We start from the raw sequence: 14,716 nt of genomic DNA on the forward strand, positions 1-14,716 counted from the left end.
GCGAGCGATGGGCGACGCACCCGGCCGGGATCCCGGCAAGGACGCCGAGGCCGAGTCCGTCCGGCGCATGAAGCGCTCGGCGACGATCTCCCTGGTGCTGGTCGCCGGGGCGGGGGCGGCGGCCTTCGGGCTCGCCCGCCTCGATCCCTCGCAGCGCGAGGAGGACGCCCTGGTCTACGGCACAGTCGGTGCCTGCATCGCCGAGGGCCGGCGCAAGCCCGAGGATTGCACCGCCGCCGAGGCGGCGGCGCGCCGGGCCTACGCGGCGACCGCGCCGCGCTACGAGACCCTCGCCGATTGCGAGCGTCACCACGGACGCGGCGGCTGCGTGCCGGGCGCGACGGTGACGGCGGAGGCGCAGGACCGCTCCCTGCCGGCGATGGCCGCCTTCATGCTGGGACCGGAGGGGCAGGACCTGCCGGCCCAGCCGCTCTACGCCCACGCCCCGGAGGAGGAGCGGGAGGCGCAGGGTGGCGCCCATGGCGGCTCCCACGGCGGGCACGGGCTCGGCTACTGCACCGGCACGGGCGCCCGGATCGTGCCGGTCTCCGGCTCCTCGCGGGTCCACGTCCCGTCCACGGTCGCCCGCGCCCCGGCGACGGCCCCGCGGCTGATCGCCCGCGGCGGCTTCGGCGGCACCGGGCGGGCTGTGGCGGCCGCGGGCGGGCACGGGACCGGCCATGCCGGCGGGTCCGGCGGCTGATGCGCCGCGTGGCGACGCCCGAGCGGCCCGACTGGCGCACGCACGCGGCGCGTGCCGGCTTCCACTTCCACTCCTTCGACGGCGCGCCCTACTGGGACGAGAGCGCCTACTACGCCTTCGGCCTCGCCGAGATCGAGGAGGAGATCGAGGCGCCGAGCCGGGCGCTGCACGACCTCTGCCTCGCCTTCGCGGCCCGCGCGGTCGAGGACGAGCGCATCCTCGCCTCGCTGCGGATCCCCGAGCATGCCTGGGACGCGATCCGGGCGAGCTGGCGCCGGGGCGATCCGGCGCTCTACGGGCGGCTCGACCTCTCCTACGGCGGCACCGGACCGGCCAAGCTCCTCGAATACAACGCCGACACGCCGACCGCCCTCTACGAAAGTGCGGTGTTCCAGTGGCTCTGGCTCGAGGACGGGCTCGCCCGCGGCCGCCTGCCGGCGGGGTCCGACCAGTTCAACGCCCTGCACGAGCGGCTGGTCGCGCGACTCGCCGCCATCGGGCGCCGGCTCGGCACGTCGAGCCTCGCCTTCGCGAGCTTTCCCGACGCGCCGGAGGATCGCGGCACGGTGGCCTACCTGCAGGATTGCGCCCTCCAGGCGGGCCTCGCCGCCCCCTTCCTGCCGGTCGAGGCGATCGGGCTCGACGGGGACCGGTTCGTCGACGAGGCCGGGTCCCCGATCGACGCCCTGTTCAAGCTCTATCCGTGGGAATGGATCTTCGCCGATCCGTTCGGCCGGGCGGTCGGCGCCGCGCCGACCCGCTTCATCGAGCCGCCCTGGAAGGCGGTGCTCTCGAACAAGGGGCTGCTCGCCCATCTCTGGGCGATGGCGCCGGGCCACCCGAACCTGCTGCCGGCCTATTTCGAGGAGGACCCGGACAAGGCCGCCCTAGGCGCGAGCTTCGTGAAGAAGCCCCTCTACGCCCGGGAGGGCGCCAACGTGCTGATCGTCGAGGACGGCGCGGTGGCGGCCCGGGCCGAGGGGCCCTACGGCGCCGAGGGCTTCGTCCGCCAGGGCCTCGCGCCCCTGCCGCGCTTCGAGGGGCGCCACGTCCTCGTCGGCAGCTGGATCGTCGGCGACGAACCCGCCGGCCTTTGCCTGCGCGAGGCCGACGGGCTCATCACCACCGACCGCGCCCGCTTCGTGCCGCACGTCATCGACCCGTGATCCGGCCCGTGCCCGTACGCAACGCCCCTCGGGTGGGCGCCGCCGCCTCGGACTGGTCGACCCCTCTCTCGTTCTGATCCCGACGTCGTCACGCCCGCAATCATGGATTTTGCTCCGCTCAACGACGCGCCGTGATCGATGGGATCGTGTCTGGGTTGTTGGGAAAGACTTCCGGATTTCGCATCGTGGCGCAATGACTGCCGGACCAGTTCCATTGGGTTCGGCAACGGCGATAAGGCTACGGCGATCAGGCTGCGCGCGGCTCCGCGGCGGTTCGATCGGTGCGGGTGATGGCGACCCCGGCTATCGCGCGCGTACTCCCGATCAGCGAATCGCACCAAAACCGGAACCGCCGCGCGAGATGCGGCGTCGAAATCGGCGTTCTCTCATGTGATCCGATTGAAAATCGACATCATAGAATATTTTATAAAAACTAATCTATTTTCGTAGATATCATCCGCTCATGGAGCCTGTTCGACTGGCGACCACACAACCGCAAGGGGGGTCTGTCCCGCCTTCCACCTCATCCTGAGGTGCGAGCGCAGTGAGCCTCGAAGGACGGCTCCAGTGATCTCAGAGGCTTGTGGAGCCCTCCTTCGATGATCGCGTGCGATCTCCGATCGCCAACACCTCGGGATGAATTTGCCGACGGGATAGACTGCGTCGATCGGTCGAACGGGCTCAGAATTCCTCGTCGATGGGATAAGTCTATGAAAAAAAATCGAAAATCATCATTCACAATCTAGAAAGGCCCTGAGACCCGGAAGCGCTGAGGTGAGCAAGAATCGCCCGATTGCGCCGTCACTCCCCCTCCAGTGCCTCGACCCGTGGCACCCCGGCGCCCGCCCGCATGAACGGGCTCGCCGGCGCCCGCGGCGCGAAGCGGAACAGGCCGGTCGGGGCCACCTCCTCCAATTCGCCCGCCTCCAGGTCGCGGGCGATCACCACCAGGAAGGCCGGTACGTCCTCGCCCGGCCGGCCGAAGGGGCGGGGACGCGAGAACAGCGTGCCGACGCTCTCGACCAGCAGCGGTCGGTCGGACTCGAGCGCCGGCACCAGGCCCTTGAGGCGAAGCAAGCGCTCGCCGAGGTGGCCCGCGAGGTTGTCGAGCCAGGCCGCCAGATCGTCGTAGGGGAGGGGGGCGGACGGCCGCGCGAGCCAGACCGCGACGCGCGGATGGGTACCGGCGGGTTCCGCCCGGAGCAGCGCCGGATCGAGACCGGCGCCGGGCAGCGGCGCGAAGGCGGCCGCCACCGCCGCGCTCCGGTCGGGATCGGCCACGATCGCGGCGAGCGGGTTGAGGCCCGCGACCGCGGCCCGGGCCTGCGTCACGCGGCCGGGCGGTGCCGCGTCGAGCTTCGTCACGACGATGCGGTGGGCGGCGGCCCATTGCGCGGCGGCCTCGGCGAAGGCCGCGGAATCGGGCCCGCGCAGGGCATCGTAGGTGGCGAGGACCGAGACCCGCATCGGAAAGCCGGCGAGGCCGGCCAACTGACGCAGGACCGGGCCCGGCTTCGACAGGCCGCTCGTCTCCAGCACGATGCGTCGCAGCGGCCCCGACGCCTCCGGCCGCTCGGCGGCGAGCAAAGCCTCGACGGTGCGGGCGAGGTCGCTGGTCATCTGGCAGCAGACACAGCCATTCGCCAGCATCGTCATCGGCACGTCCCCCCCGCTCTCGCGCAGGATCAGCCCGTCGAGCCCGATCTCGCCGGCCTCGTTGACGATGATCGCGGTATCGGCCGCCTCGGGACGAGCCAGGCAGTCGCGCAGCAGCGTCGTCTTCCCCGAGCCGAGGAAGCCGGTGAGGACGACGAAGTCGAGGACGTCGCTCACGGCGCCGCCTGCGGCGAGGTCGCGTATTGCGCCGGCACCGCCTCGTCCCAGGTCGCCTTCACGAGCGCGCGCACGTCGGCGAGCAGCTCGGCGGTGTCGTAGATCACCCCGTCCTTGATCGTGTACTTCAGTCCCCGGTGCCAGGTGGCGCCGTTCGTCGCCTCGTCGAGGCGCAAAGCCCCGGTGCCGTAGAGCAGCTTGAAGTCGGTGAGCGGGTTGTGGTCGTGGACCAGGAGGTCGGCGCGCTTGCCGACCTCGACGGTGCCGATCTCGTCCTCGAGCCCGCACAGGGCGGCTCCTTGGGAGGTCGCGGCGCGCACCACTTCGAGCGGGTGGAAGCCGGCCTCCTGCAGCAGTTCCAGCTCGCGAATGTAGCCGAAACCGAAGATCTGGTAGATGAAGCCCGAATCCGAGCCGGCGCAGACCCGGCCACCGCGGTTCTTGTACTCGTTGATGAACGCCATCCAGAGCCGGTAGTTCTCCTTCCACTCGATCTCGTTCTGGGTCGACCAGCGATACCAGTACGAGCCGTGGCCGCCGCGCTGCGGCGTGAAGTAGTCCCACATCGACTTCCAGGTATACTCCTTGTGCCAGTCGGCCTGGCGCGCCCGCATCAGGTCGCGGTTGGCATCGTAGATCGTGAAGGTCGGCACGAAGGTGAAGCCGAGCTCCAGGAACCGCTCCAGGGTCTCGTTCCATTTCTTCGATCCCGGCTCGGCGCCCTGGCGGAACATCTGGCCGGAGACCGAGAAGCGGAAATACTCGTCGTTGTAGTCGTAGTCGAGCGGGAAGTTCTGGACGACCCGGTCCTCGAACAAAGCCTCGGGCAGGCCGTAATAATGCTCGGCGCTGGTCAGCCCCCAGCCGGCGGTGGTGAGCGCGTTCATCCGCGTCACCGCCATCTGGGCGTGGTGGCAGCCCGACTTCAGCCCGAGCTTCGCGCATTCGTCGAGGGCCGCCTCCATGATGGCGGGGGGCGCCCCGAAGAACTTCACCCCGTCGGCGCCGCGCTCCTTGAGCTTGCGCAGCCACACCCGCCCCTCCTCGGGGGTGTGGATCAGCTTCAGCATGTCGTTCACGGCCGGGAAGTAGCTGTAGGCCAGGAGCCGCGGCGCCGCGATCTCGTTGGCCTCCGCGCGCTTCTTCTGGTCGAGCATCCAGTCGAGCCCGTTGAACGAACCCATCTCGCGCACCGTCGTCACGCCGTGGGCGAGCCAGAGCTTGTAGACGTACTCGACCGGCGGCACCCAGCCGTTGGCGGCGTGGTAGGCGACGCCGGCATGGGCATGGCAATCGACGAAGCCGGGCGTCACCCACTTGCCGCGGCAATCGATCTCGTGGTCGCCGGGCGCGGGCCGGTTGGCGCTGTTGGCGAGGTTGCCCGCGACCTTCTTCAACTGCACGATGCGGCCGTTCTCGACCACGATGTCGGTCGGGCCGATCGGCGGCGCGCCGGTGCCGTCGATGACGGTGGCGGCCCGCAGCACCAGGCGCTTGTGCGGCCCGATCCCGCGGTCGCGGGAGGTCGAGGGCACCAGGGGCGGCTGGCCGGCCCTGGCCCGCTCGGCGGCGAGCTCGTTGCCGGCGAGAATCGGGGCGTCGCTCATGGTGTCCTCCCGCGTCGTCGTTGGATCTATCGGGCGTAGCGGCGGCCGAGCAGCGCGGTGCCGAGCACCGTCAGCACCAGGGTCGCGGCGAGCAGGATGAAGGCCAGCGCCGCGCCGAACGGCCAGTTCATGCCCTTCGAGAACTGGTCGTAGACGGCGGGCGCCATCATCTTGAACTGCGAACCGCCGAGCAGCACCGCGGTCGCGTAGGTGTTCATGCACAGGATGAAGACGAGGACGCAGCCCGCTACCGTGCCGGGGAGCGCCAGCGGCCACACCACCCGGCGAAACACCGTGAAGGCGCTGGCGCCGAGATTGGCCGCCGCCTCCTCGACCGCCCGCGGGATGCTCTCGATCACCGAGGACAGGGTCAGGATCATGTAGGGCAGGACCACGGCGATCGTCCCAATGGCGACCGCGCCCGGCGTGTAGATCAGCGGCAAGGGGCCCGTGGTGAGGTGCAGGCCCCGCAAGGTGGCGTTGATGAGCCCGTCATTGCCGAGGAGCCCGAGCCAGCCCGCCGCCCGCACGACGTTTCCGACCAATAGCGGGATCAGGGTCAGCACGGTGACGAGGCTCTTCCAGCGGCTCTCCATCCGGGCGAGCCGGTAGGCCGCGGGAAAGCCGAGCGCCAGGGTCAGCGCCGTGCAGGTGAAGGCCATGACGAGCGTCGTGCCCATCACGCCGCGGTAATACGGGTCGGCGACGGCGTTGAGGTAGTTCTGCGCCGTCGTCGCCTCGACCATCAGCTGCGTCGGGCTGTATTCGTTGAGCGAGATACGCGCCAGCAGCACCATCGGGCCGACCAGGAGCGCGGCGACGACGAGGAAGGCCGGCAGGATGAGAGCGAACACGGGCGGAAGTCTCGATCTGAACTGTTCGGCTGGGTTCCATCTCATCCCATCCGCGACCTCGTCCCGAGGTGCCGGCGATCAGAGATCGCGAGTGAAACGAGCTTCGAACGAGGGCTCCAGAGATCACCGGGACTTCTGGAGCCCTCCTTCGAGGTCAGCCGATCTTCGATCGGCCAACACCTCAGGATGAGGTCGTGGAGTGGATGGAGCGGGGTGTCGGCGAGGCCGCGCGGCCGATCCGATAGCCTACCCCTTGAATTCCTTGTTCCAGAAATCCGAGAACGCCGCCTGCTGCGCCTGCATCGTCGCGTAGTCGAGCGGGCGGAGCTTGGCCTGCTGGGCCTCCGTCAGGCTGATCTGCTTGGCGAGATCATCCGGGAGCTTGGCGTCCTTGACGGTCGGCACGTAGCCCATCTTCTGCGCGAAGGCGACCTGGGCCTTCGCATCGAGCATCGCGTTCAGGTACTTGAAGCCGCTGTCCTTGGCCCGCGAGTTCTTCGGCACGCCCGCCTCGAACAGGATCGGCAGGGCGCCCTCCTCGGGGATCGCCATCTCGACCGGGATGCCGGCCTGCTTCCACATGAAGCCGCGGGCGAGCCACATCAGCGAGATCCACACCTCCTCGGACTTCAGCGCCGCGGCCAGCGTCTCGTTCGACGGATAGACCTTCGGCGAGAGCGCCTTCAGGTCCATCAGCGCCGTCTTGCCCTTGGTGAAGTCGGTCGGGGTGCCGCCGGCCCCGATATTGGCGCCGGCCATGTTGAAGTTCCAGAGGATGTCGGAAAATCCGACCCGGCCCTTGTACTTCGGATCGAAGATGTCGGCGTAGCGGGTCGGCGGGGTCGTGACCTTGCTCGGGTTGTAGAGGATGACCATCGCCGAGTAGATGTGCGGGATCGAGTGCGGCTTCTTGAACACGTCGATCACCTGCGACAGGCGCGGCACCTCGGCGGCCGGCACGGTCTCCAGCACGCCGAGCTGGCTCAGCATGTAGCTGTCGATGTCGTTGATGCAGGGGACGTCCATGCTGCCGCGGCGGCTGGTGCGCTCGGCGATCAGCTTGGTGCGGCGCGGGTCCTGGTTGGCGATGTCCTGCGACACCTCGATGCCCTGCGGCTTCATCAGCGGGACGTCGATGTTCTGCTGCAGCAGCGCGCCGTAATCGCCGCCCCAGGTGCCGACGACGATCGGGGCGGACTGGGCCCGGGCGGGCAGCGTGCCGGACAGGCCGAGGGCGGCGCTGCCGGCCATCAGGGTGCGACGGGTGATCATCGGGCGGGGCTCTCTGCTGCGGGGATGACGCGGGCGGCGTCGGGAATCCAGGTGATGCGGACGGGATCGCCGGCCGCGAGGCGGCGGCGGGGGTCGTCGGGCAGCGGCGTCGGGCTCACCGCGACGATCGCCTCGCCGGCGAGATCCAGGTGGTACTCGGTGCGCGCGCCGAGATAGGTCACGGCCCGCAGCCGCCCGGTGCCGGCGGGATCGGGCGCGACGGCGATCCGCTCGGGCCGGATCGCCAGCTTGCCGCCCGCCGCCGCCGCGTCGGGCGCGCACGGCACCGCGGCGCCGCTCGCCAGGCGAAACACGTCGGCGCCCTCGCGCGTGCCGTCGAGGAGGTTGCAGCGGCCGACGAAGCCGGCGACGAAGGTGTTGGCCGGGCGCTCGTAGAGGTCTTCCGCACTGCCGACCTGGAGCACGCGGCCGTGCTCCATCACCACCAGCCGGTCGGCCATCGCCAGGGCCTCGTCCTGGTCGTGGGTGACCATCAGGGTCGTGAGGCCGAGGCGCTTCTGCAGTTCGCGGATCTCCAGCCCCACCTCGGAGCGGAGCTTGGCGTCCAGGTTCGACAGCGGCTCGTCGAGGAGGAACACCGCCGGGCTCACCACCAGGGCGCGAGCGAGCGCGACGCGCTGCTGCTGGCCGCCCGAGAGCTGGCGCGGCAGCCGGTCGGCGAGCGCGTCGAGGCGCACCAGCCGCAGCGCCTCGGCGATGCGCCGGTCGCGCTCGGCCTTGCCCACCTTCCGCATCTCCAGGCCGAAGCCGACATTGTCGGCGACGCTCATGTGCGGGAACAGCGCGTAGGACTGGAACACCATGCCGGTGTCGCGGGCATGGGGCGGCAGCCGCGTCACGTCGCGCCCGCCGATCACGACGCGGCCGGCGCTCGGCTCGATGAAGCCCGCGACCATGCGCAGCGTCGTGGTCTTGCCGCAGCCCGACGGTCCGAGCAGTGCCACCAGCTCGCCCTGGCGGATGTCGAGGTCGACGCCGGCGACGGCGGTGGCCTCGCCGTAGCGCTTGGTGAGGCCGTCGAGGAGAAGCGTGCCCATCAGACGATCCGCGAGAGCTTCACGAAGCGGTCGGTGACCAGCATCAGGATCGTCACCATCAGGATCTGCGCGGTCGCGACGGCGGCCAGGGTCGGGTCCATTCGGAATTCCAGGTAGCTCAGCATGGCGACGGGCAGGGTGGTGCGCCCCGGGCCGACGAGGAGGAGGTTGAGTTCGAGGTTCTCGAAGCTCGCCACGAAGGAGAACAGGGCGGCGGCGACGATGCCGGGCCGCAGCATCGGGAGCGTGATGCGGCGGAAGACCGTAAAGGGCCGCGCCCCGAGATTGGCCGCCGCCTCCTCCGCCGCGCGGTCGAGGCCCGCCAAGCTCGCGGTGACGAGGCGCACCGTCCAGGGGATGGTGATCAGCACGTTGGCGGCCACCAGACCGCCCAGCGTCGCCTTGATGTCCATGTCGAGCCAGTCCTCGGCCCGCAGGGTGAACATGTAGAGGGCCGAGCCGGCGACGATCGCCGGCACCGCCAGCGGCGCGAGCAGGAAGGTGCCGAGGAGGCCGCGCCCCGGAACGGTCGAGCGCACCAGGGCCAGCGCGGCCGCCGTGCCGAGCGGCACGCCGATCGCCGTGGCGGCGAGCGCGATCTGGAGCGAGGTGAGGAAGCCGCGCGCGAAATCGCGCTGCGCCCAGGCGTTGAGGTACCAGCGCCAGGTCAGGCCCTCGGGCGGGAAGGTCACGATCTCCTGGTCGAAGAACGAGGTCGCGATCACCGTCACGATCGGCGCGAACACGATCGCGTAGGCGAGGACGACCGCCGCCAGGAAGGCGAGGCGGCCGAGACGGGCCGACGGGCCGGGAGAGAGGGAGGCGACGCTCATGCGGTTCACGGGTTCGAGGGCGACGGCGTCCGGATCATAGCTGACCTATTTGTAAGACAGGTGTTCGGCCTTGTGGCAAGATGGGTGCCAGGCCGCAATCCGCGCTGCGCGCCCGTCACGCCACCGCCTCGCGGAAGCGGGCCCCGGCGAAGGCGGCGTCGCCCGCCGGTCCCGCGATCAGGAGCGGCAGCACCGCCTTCCAGGTCTCGATCAGGTCGCGATAGTAGTCGGGATCGGGCCGCAGCACGGTCTGCACGCCCATGCCGCGCATCAGGTTCACCGTCAGGTTGAGGATGATCCGGGCTTCGCGCGGCGGCCGGGCGTCGGAATCGCAGAACTCGACCCAGATCGCGTCGAGGGCGGCGTGGAAGCGCTGCACGACCGGGATCAGGCACTGGCGCAGCTCCGCGTCGGTGCGCGACTCGTTGATCAGCTCCATCGAGAGATGGAAGAACCGGCCCGAGAAGAGCGGCCACAGGAACTCGACGAAGTCGCCGAGCGGCAGCGCCCCCGAGCGCACGTCCTGCGAGACCGCCTTGATCTCGGCCGTGCCGTCGGCGAGCACCGTCTCGAGCGCGGCCAGCACGAGGTCGGCCCGGGTCGGGAAGTGGTGCAGCAGCGCCCCGCGGGAGACCTGCGCGCGCTCGGCGATCTGTTGCGTCGTCGCGGCGTGGTAGCCGACGGCGTAGATCTCGTCGATCGTCGCGCGCACCAGCCGCTCGCGGGTCGCGAGGCTGCGCGCCTGGGGCTGCCGTCCGGTCTGCGCCACCGATCCTCCCGGGCCTGAACGCCTGAATAAAAAACAAGCTTGCCTGTTTTTTTCTCGCTGTCCAGTGTGCCGCCACGCCCGCGCGCCCTGATCCCCGGGCCGCCTCGCACGACAAAGGGACTGCCCGCATGAGCGCCGACCTCGTCCTGTTCCGCAACGCCCGGGTCCTCGACGGCACCCACGACACCGCGCTCGACGGCCACGACGTGCTGGTCGAGGGCGGCACGATCCGGGAGGTGTCGGACAAGCCGCTGAAAGCGGCCTCGGCCCGCGTCATCGACCTCGCCGGCCGCACCCTGATGCCGGGCCTGATCGACTGCCACGTCCACGTCATCGCGACGATCCCCGACCTCGGCGCCAATGCCGAGCTGCCGGATTCGCTGGTGGCGCTGCGCACCGCCAAGATCATGCGCGGGATGCTGATGCGCGGCTTCACCACCGTGCGCGATCTCGGGGGCGCCGATCACGGGCTGGTCATGGCGGTGCGCGAAGGGCTGATCGACGGCCCGCGCCTGGTGATCTGCGGCAAGGCCCTGTCGCAGACCGGCGGTCACACCGACTATCGCGGCCGCTATCACGCCCGCGATGTCGGCCATTACGGCACCAAGCTCGGCGCCATGGGCCGGGTCTGCGACGGGGTCGACGCCGTGCGCCGCGTCGCCCGCGAGGAGATCAAGGCCGGGGCCGACTTCATCAAGATCATGGCCAATGGCGGTGTCTCCTCGCCGACCGACCCGATCGCGTTCCTGGGCTACTCGGTGGACGAGCTGCGGGCGATCGTCGAGGAGGCGGAGAACGCCCAGACCTACGTCGCCGCCCATCTCTATACCGACGCGGCGATCCGCCGGGCGGTCGAGTGCGGGGTGATCTCGGTCGAGCACGGCAACCTCGTGACGCCCGAGACCGCGCGGCTGATCCACGACAAGGGCGCCTACGTGGTGCCGACCAACGTCACCTTCGACGCTCTCGCCAAGGAGGGCGCGTCCCTGGGCCTGCCGCCGGCCTCGGTCGCCAAGATCGAGGACGTGCGCGAGGCGGGTCTCCACGCCCTCGAGACCCTGCGCGACGCCGGCGTGATGATGGCCTACGGCACCGACCTCCTGGGCGAGATGCACCGCCACCAGTCGGAGGAGTTCGTGATCCGCGGCCGCTGCCTGCCGGCGATCGAGGTGATCCGCTCGGCGACGATCAACGCCGCCAAGGTCGTGCGCCTGGAGGGCAAGGCCGGCGTGGTGGCGCCGGGCGCCTTCGCCGACCTGATCGTGGTCGACGGCGATCCGCTGGCCGACCTGTCGCTGCTGACCGGCCAGGGCCGGCACATGCCGGCGATCATGATCGACGGGCGCTTCGTAAAGGACGCGCTGGCGGCCTGAGACGCCGTCCGGGCGGCCGCGCTCCGAGACCATGCGCCGACGGGGCCCCGGCGGAGGCCGGGCCCCGTCGGCGTCCGGCGCGGTTCAGCAGACCCGCGACTTGGCGCTGCCGCAGGTCGGGGCCGGCGGCGGGCAGGCCGGAGCCGGCGGGGGGCACGGCGGCGGGCAGGCGGGCAGGCAGCAGCCGCCGGCGACGGTGCCGAGGGACTTGGCGTCGAGCTTCTTCATGATGCCGTTCTCTGGTGTTTGCAGCCCTGTCGGTCGGCTGCGAATTCAAATTGAACCCTGGTTCGAATGCTGTCCATTGCCATGGATATATTGTTACATTGAGAAAAAATCGAGAAGCATGAGATTTATTTTCTCCGCAATGACTTGAATTGTTAGATCATAGATTGCGTAAGTATTCTTGAGCCGGGATCCGGCCGGCCGGCCGGCCGGATCGGCGAGGCCGGGCGTTCCCGCCCGCGAATGGCGGCCGCGTCGAGGCGGGCAGGTCGGGATCGGCTGCCGCAAGACGGCGGCCCGTCAAGATCGGGGACCGGCGCGGCGACGACAGCCATCCGTCCCGCCCGGCGGTGTATCTGGCCGCAAGGTGAGCGTATTTTTTCTCGTGGCACCGGCCCGGATCGTCAGAAACGGCGAGATGGACCGGCCGCATCGACCGCTGCCCGGCAATCTCGTCGGCGCGCCAAAAAGGCTCGGCCACCCAGGAGATCGCCCGCAACGTCGCCGAGGCCGCGACCGGAACCGGCGCGGTCACCGGCACCGTCGCGACCCTGGCCGAGGCCGCCGGGGAGACCGGAGCGGCCGCAGCCCAGGTGGTCGGCGCCGCCTCCGAGATGCCGCGCCGGTCCGAGCACCTCTCCGTGGAGGTCGCGCGCTTCCGGGCGACGGTGCGGGCCGCCTGAACCGGGGGTCCGGGGCGGTCTATCCCGCCGCCCGCACCACGCGCGCCCCGGCGCCCTCCGCGTCCGCGCATTGCGCGTCCGTGGCGCCCGCGTCGGTCACCAGCGTCCAGCGGCCGGGCAGGGGCGCCCAGGCGCCCTGCGTCGCGCGGCCGAGCTTGGAGGAATCCATCAGCACCACCACCTCGGCCGCCTGCTCCATCATCAGCGACTTGAGCGAGACCTGCTCGAGGGCCGCCTCGCACAGGCCGCGGCCGGCCACGAACCCGTCGCCGCTCACCACCGCCTTGTCGGCGGTGAGGCGGCGCAGGGCCGCCTCGGCGAGGGGGCCGAGCGTGCTCATGCTGCCGGGCCGCACCGCCCCGCCGAGCACCGTGAGGGTGAGGCCGGGCGCGCCGGCGAGCACGCCCACCAGCGGCAGGTTGTTGGTGACGATCGCGTGGCGCCGCCCGGCGAGGCCGGCCCCGAAGGCCGCCACCGTCGAGCCGCCGTCGAGGATCAGGATGTCGTCGTCGGTAAGCAGCGAGAGGGCGGCCCGCGCGATGGCGGCCTTCTCGGGCCGTGCCTGCGCCTCGCGCTCCGGCAGGCTCGTCTCGGGGAGCGGATGGGCGATCACCGCGCCGCCATAGGTGCGGGTGATCGTCTTCTCGCTCGCCAGCCGCTGCAGGTCGCGCCGGATCGTCGAGGCGGAGACGCCGAAGCGCTCCGCCAGCTCCTCGACCACGACCTCGCCGGCCTGGAGCGCCTCCAGCAGCAGCGGGTGACGGTGCCGGCCGCGGGTCATGGCTGTCAGACCGCCTGGCGCGGGGCCAGATCGACGGCCTGGCGCAGGGCCTCGACCAGCGAGCCCTCGTCGGCGATGCCCTTGCCGGCGATGTCGAAGGCGGTGCCGTGATCGACCGAGGTACGGATCACCGGCAGGCCGACGGTGATGTTCACCCCCGCCTCGAGGCCGAGAACCTTGATCGGGCCGTGGCCCTGGTCGTGGTACATCGCCACCACGAGGTCGTAGTCGCCCCGGCCCGCCAGGAAGAACAGCGTGTCGGCCGGCAGCGGCCCCTCGACCCGCCAGCCCTTCGCCCGGCAGGCTTGAACCGCCGGCGTGATCTTCTCCGCCTCCTCGCCGCGGCCGAACAGGCCGTTCTCGCCGGCATGCGGGTTGATCGCGCAGACGCCGATCCGCGGATTCGCGAGTCCCGCCTTGAGCAGGGTGTCGTGGCCGCGGGCGATCACCCGCTCGACGAGGCCCGGCTCGATCCGCGCGATGGCGTCGATCAGCCCGATATGGGTCGTGACGTGGATCACCCGGAGCTTGGGCGAGACCAGCATCATCGAGACCTCCGGCGTGCCGGTGAGGGCGGCCAGAAGCTCGGTATGGCCCGGATACTTGTGGCCGGCGGCGTGCAGCGCCTCCTTGCTCAGGGGCGCGGTGCAGATCGCCGCGGCCTCGCCGGCCTGGACCACCCGGACGGCGCGCTCGATGTAGCGGAACGCCGCCTCGCCGGAGACCGGCGAGACGCGCCCGAACGGATGGTCCTTCGGGATCAGCCCGAGATCGACGCAGGCCACGGTGCCGGGCGCGTCGGTCGCTTCACGGGGCGAGGCGACGGCCTGCACCGTCAGGTCTTTTCCGACGATGCGGCCGGCCTCGCGCAGGCGCTCGGCGTCGCCGATCACGACCGGCCGGCAGAGCGCCGCGATGTCGGGCCGGGCGAGCGCCTTCATGATGATCTCGGGGCCGATGCCGGAGGCATCGCCCATGGTGATCGCGACGGTCGGTCGGCTCATGTCGGAGACCCTTCGTGTCTGATGGCCCGGAGGTGGTGGACGGCGCGCAGGAGCGTGTCCTCGCTGCCGAAGGCTCCGGCCTTGGTGACGATCGGCACGCGGAGGCGGCCCCGCGTCACGCCGAGGGAGACGCCGGGCTCGATCTCGTCGACCAGCGCCAGGCCGTCGACCCCGAACCGCGCCAGGAGCGCCGCCGCGGTCTCGCCGCCGGTCGCCACCAGGGCGCCGAGATGGGGCGCGGCCGGGGCGAGGAGCGCGCCGAGCGCGGTCGCGAGGCGAGACCCGATGGCGAGATCGGGCGCCTCGCCCATCGCGACCTCGACCAGCACGTCGTCCCCGACGGCGAGGCGCGCCGCGATCGCCTCGCACCAGCGCCGCCGCTCGGCCTCGCCCGCCTCGATGAGCCAGTCGGGCGCCACCGGGACGTGGCGCATCCGCGGCTCGGCCGCCAGCTTGCGGGCCGCGGCGCGGGAGACCGCCGCGAGGCTTCCCACCACCACGAGCGTGCCGCCCGGGCCGCTCGCGACCGCCCGGGCGGGGGCGGGCGAGGGAGCG

General features: G+C 71.0%; 14 protein-coding genes and 1 pseudogene. 4 read left to right on the forward strand and 11 right to left on the reverse strand.

What is annotated here, in order from left to right:
* Positions 1–7 precede the first annotated feature (7 nt).
* Both HPY23_RS25190 and HPY23_RS25195 read left to right on the forward strand, forming a co-directional pair.
* Complete coding sequence (locus HPY23_RS25190) at positions 8–703, forward strand: DUF1190 domain-containing protein (protein WP_091885647.1); 696 nt, start codon at positions 8–10, stop codon at positions 701–703.
* Positions 703–1,869, forward strand: a complete 1,167-nt coding sequence (locus tag HPY23_RS25195; protein WP_091885645.1) for a glutathionylspermidine synthase family protein — start codon at positions 703–705, stop codon at positions 1,867–1,869. The genes HPY23_RS25190 and HPY23_RS25195 overlap by 1 nt, the downstream gene beginning before the upstream one ends.
* An 801-nt stretch (positions 1,870–2,670) precedes the next feature.
* Here HPY23_RS25195 and HPY23_RS25200 read toward each other — a convergent pair.
* The 7 genes from HPY23_RS25200 to HPY23_RS25230 form a co-directional block, all read right to left on the reverse strand.
* The gene (locus HPY23_RS25200) at positions 2,671–3,702 is read right to left on the reverse strand and encodes a CobW family GTP-binding protein (RefSeq protein WP_091885642.1); all 1,032 of its coding nucleotides are present in this window, start codon (positions 3,700–3,702) and stop codon (positions 2,671–2,673) included.
* On the reverse strand, positions 3,699–5,309 hold the full coding sequence (locus HPY23_RS25205) for an amidohydrolase family protein (RefSeq protein ID WP_060850755.1): 1,611 nt from the start codon (positions 5,307–5,309) through the stop codon (positions 3,699–3,701). The genes HPY23_RS25200 and HPY23_RS25205 overlap by 4 nt, the downstream gene beginning before the upstream one ends.
* 26 nt (positions 5,310–5,335) lie before the next feature.
* Entirely contained in the window at positions 5,336–6,163 is an 828-nt protein-coding gene (locus HPY23_RS25210) for an ABC transporter permease (protein WP_091885640.1), read from the reverse strand.
* 246 nt (positions 6,164–6,409) lie between these two features.
* Positions 6,410–7,435, reverse strand: coding sequence for an extracellular solute-binding protein (locus HPY23_RS25215; protein WP_200601744.1), 1,026 nt, complete (start codon positions 7,433–7,435; stop codon positions 6,410–6,412).
* Complete coding sequence (locus HPY23_RS25220; protein ID WP_060850752.1) at positions 7,432–8,493, reverse strand: ABC transporter ATP-binding protein; 1,062 nt, start codon at positions 8,491–8,493, stop codon at positions 7,432–7,434. The genes HPY23_RS25215 and HPY23_RS25220 overlap by 4 nt, the downstream gene beginning before the upstream one ends.
* Positions 8,493–9,326: an ABC transporter permease gene (locus tag HPY23_RS25225; RefSeq protein WP_060850751.1), complete on the reverse strand. Its 834-nt coding sequence runs from the start codon at positions 9,324–9,326 to the stop codon at positions 8,493–8,495. The genes HPY23_RS25220 and HPY23_RS25225 overlap by 1 nt, the downstream gene beginning before the upstream one ends.
* A 115-nt stretch (positions 9,327–9,441) precedes the next feature.
* Positions 9,442–10,095 carry a TetR/AcrR family transcriptional regulator gene (locus tag HPY23_RS25230; protein ID WP_060850750.1) on the reverse strand — a complete coding sequence of 218 codons (654 nt, stop codon included), beginning with the start codon at positions 10,093–10,095 and terminating at the stop codon, positions 9,442–9,444.
* A gap of 128 nt (positions 10,096–10,223) precedes the next feature.
* On the opposite strand from HPY23_RS25230, the gene HPY23_RS25235 reads away from it, so the two are divergent.
* Complete coding sequence (locus tag HPY23_RS25235) at positions 10,224–11,468, forward strand: metal-dependent hydrolase family protein (protein ID WP_091885635.1); 1,245 nt, start codon at positions 10,224–10,226, stop codon at positions 11,466–11,468.
* Between the two features lie 84 nt (positions 11,469–11,552).
* On the opposite strand, the gene HPY23_RS25240 is transcribed toward HPY23_RS25235, so the two are convergent.
* Positions 11,553–11,696 carry a hypothetical protein gene (locus HPY23_RS25240; protein ID WP_167543991.1) on the reverse strand — a complete coding sequence of 48 codons (144 nt, stop codon included), beginning with the start codon at positions 11,694–11,696 and terminating at the stop codon, positions 11,553–11,555.
* A gap of 461 nt (positions 11,697–12,157) precedes the next feature.
* On the opposite strand from HPY23_RS25240, the pseudogene HPY23_RS33265 reads away from it, so the two are divergent.
* Positions 12,158–12,376, forward strand: a pseudogene (locus HPY23_RS33265) (methyl-accepting chemotaxis protein); the annotation flags it as partial.
* A gap of 19 nt (positions 12,377–12,395) precedes the next feature.
* On the opposite strand, the gene HPY23_RS25250 reads toward HPY23_RS33265, so the two are convergent.
* From HPY23_RS25250 to HPY23_RS25260, 3 genes are all read right to left on the reverse strand, one after another.
* Positions 12,396–13,157, reverse strand: coding sequence for a DeoR/GlpR family DNA-binding transcription regulator (locus HPY23_RS25250; protein ID WP_060850748.1), 762 nt, complete (start codon positions 13,155–13,157; stop codon positions 12,396–12,398).
* Positions 13,158–13,162: 5 nt separating this feature from the next.
* Positions 13,163–14,161, reverse strand: a complete 999-nt coding sequence (gene pdxA / locus HPY23_RS25255) for a 4-hydroxythreonine-4-phosphate dehydrogenase PdxA (RefSeq protein ID WP_091885632.1) — start codon at positions 14,159–14,161, stop codon at positions 13,163–13,165.
* Positions 14,158–14,716, reverse strand: a 559-nt coding sequence (locus HPY23_RS25260) for a nucleotide-binding domain containing protein (protein ID WP_276530195.1), incomplete at its 5' end; no start/stop codon positions are given. The genes pdxA and HPY23_RS25260, both read right to left, overlap by 4 nt.

This window comes from Methylobacterium ajmalii (assembly GCF_016613415.1).
GTDB lineage: Bacteria > Pseudomonadota > Alphaproteobacteria > Rhizobiales > Beijerinckiaceae > Methylobacterium > Methylobacterium ajmalii.

Excerpts from the sequence above, each read along its gene's own strand:
- HPY23_RS25190 (WP_091885647.1), top strand. The coding sequence starts at position 8 with ATGGGCGACGCACCCGGCCGGGATCCCGGCAAGGACGCCGAGGCCGAG.
- HPY23_RS25250 (WP_060850748.1), bottom strand. The coding sequence starts at position 13,157 with ATGACCCGCGGCCGGCACCGTCACCCGCTGCTGCTGGAGGCGCTCCAG.
- HPY23_RS25215 (WP_200601744.1), bottom strand. The coding sequence starts at position 7,435 with ATGATCACCCGTCGCACCCTGATGGCCGGCAGCGCCGCCCTCGGCCTG.
- pdxA (WP_091885632.1), bottom strand. The coding sequence starts at position 14,161 with ATGAGCCGACCGACCGTCGCGATCACCATGGGCGATGCCTCCGGCATC.
- HPY23_RS25235 (WP_091885635.1), top strand. The coding sequence starts at position 10,224 with ATGAGCGCCGACCTCGTCCTGTTCCGCAACGCCCGGGTCCTCGACGGC.
- HPY23_RS25240 (WP_167543991.1), bottom strand. The coding sequence starts at position 11,696 with ATGAAGAAGCTCGACGCCAAGTCCCTCGGCACCGTCGCCGGCGGCTGC.
- HPY23_RS25205 (WP_060850755.1), bottom strand. The coding sequence starts at position 5,309 with ATGAGCGACGCCCCGATTCTCGCCGGCAACGAGCTCGCCGCCGAGCGG.
- HPY23_RS25225 (WP_060850751.1), bottom strand. The coding sequence starts at position 9,326 with ATGAGCGTCGCCTCCCTCTCTCCCGGCCCGTCGGCCCGTCTCGGCCGC.
- HPY23_RS25195 (WP_091885645.1), top strand. The coding sequence starts at position 703 with ATGCGCCGCGTGGCGACGCCCGAGCGGCCCGACTGGCGCACGCACGCG.
- HPY23_RS25220 (WP_060850752.1), bottom strand. The coding sequence starts at position 8,493 with ATGGGCACGCTTCTCCTCGACGGCCTCACCAAGCGCTACGGCGAGGCC.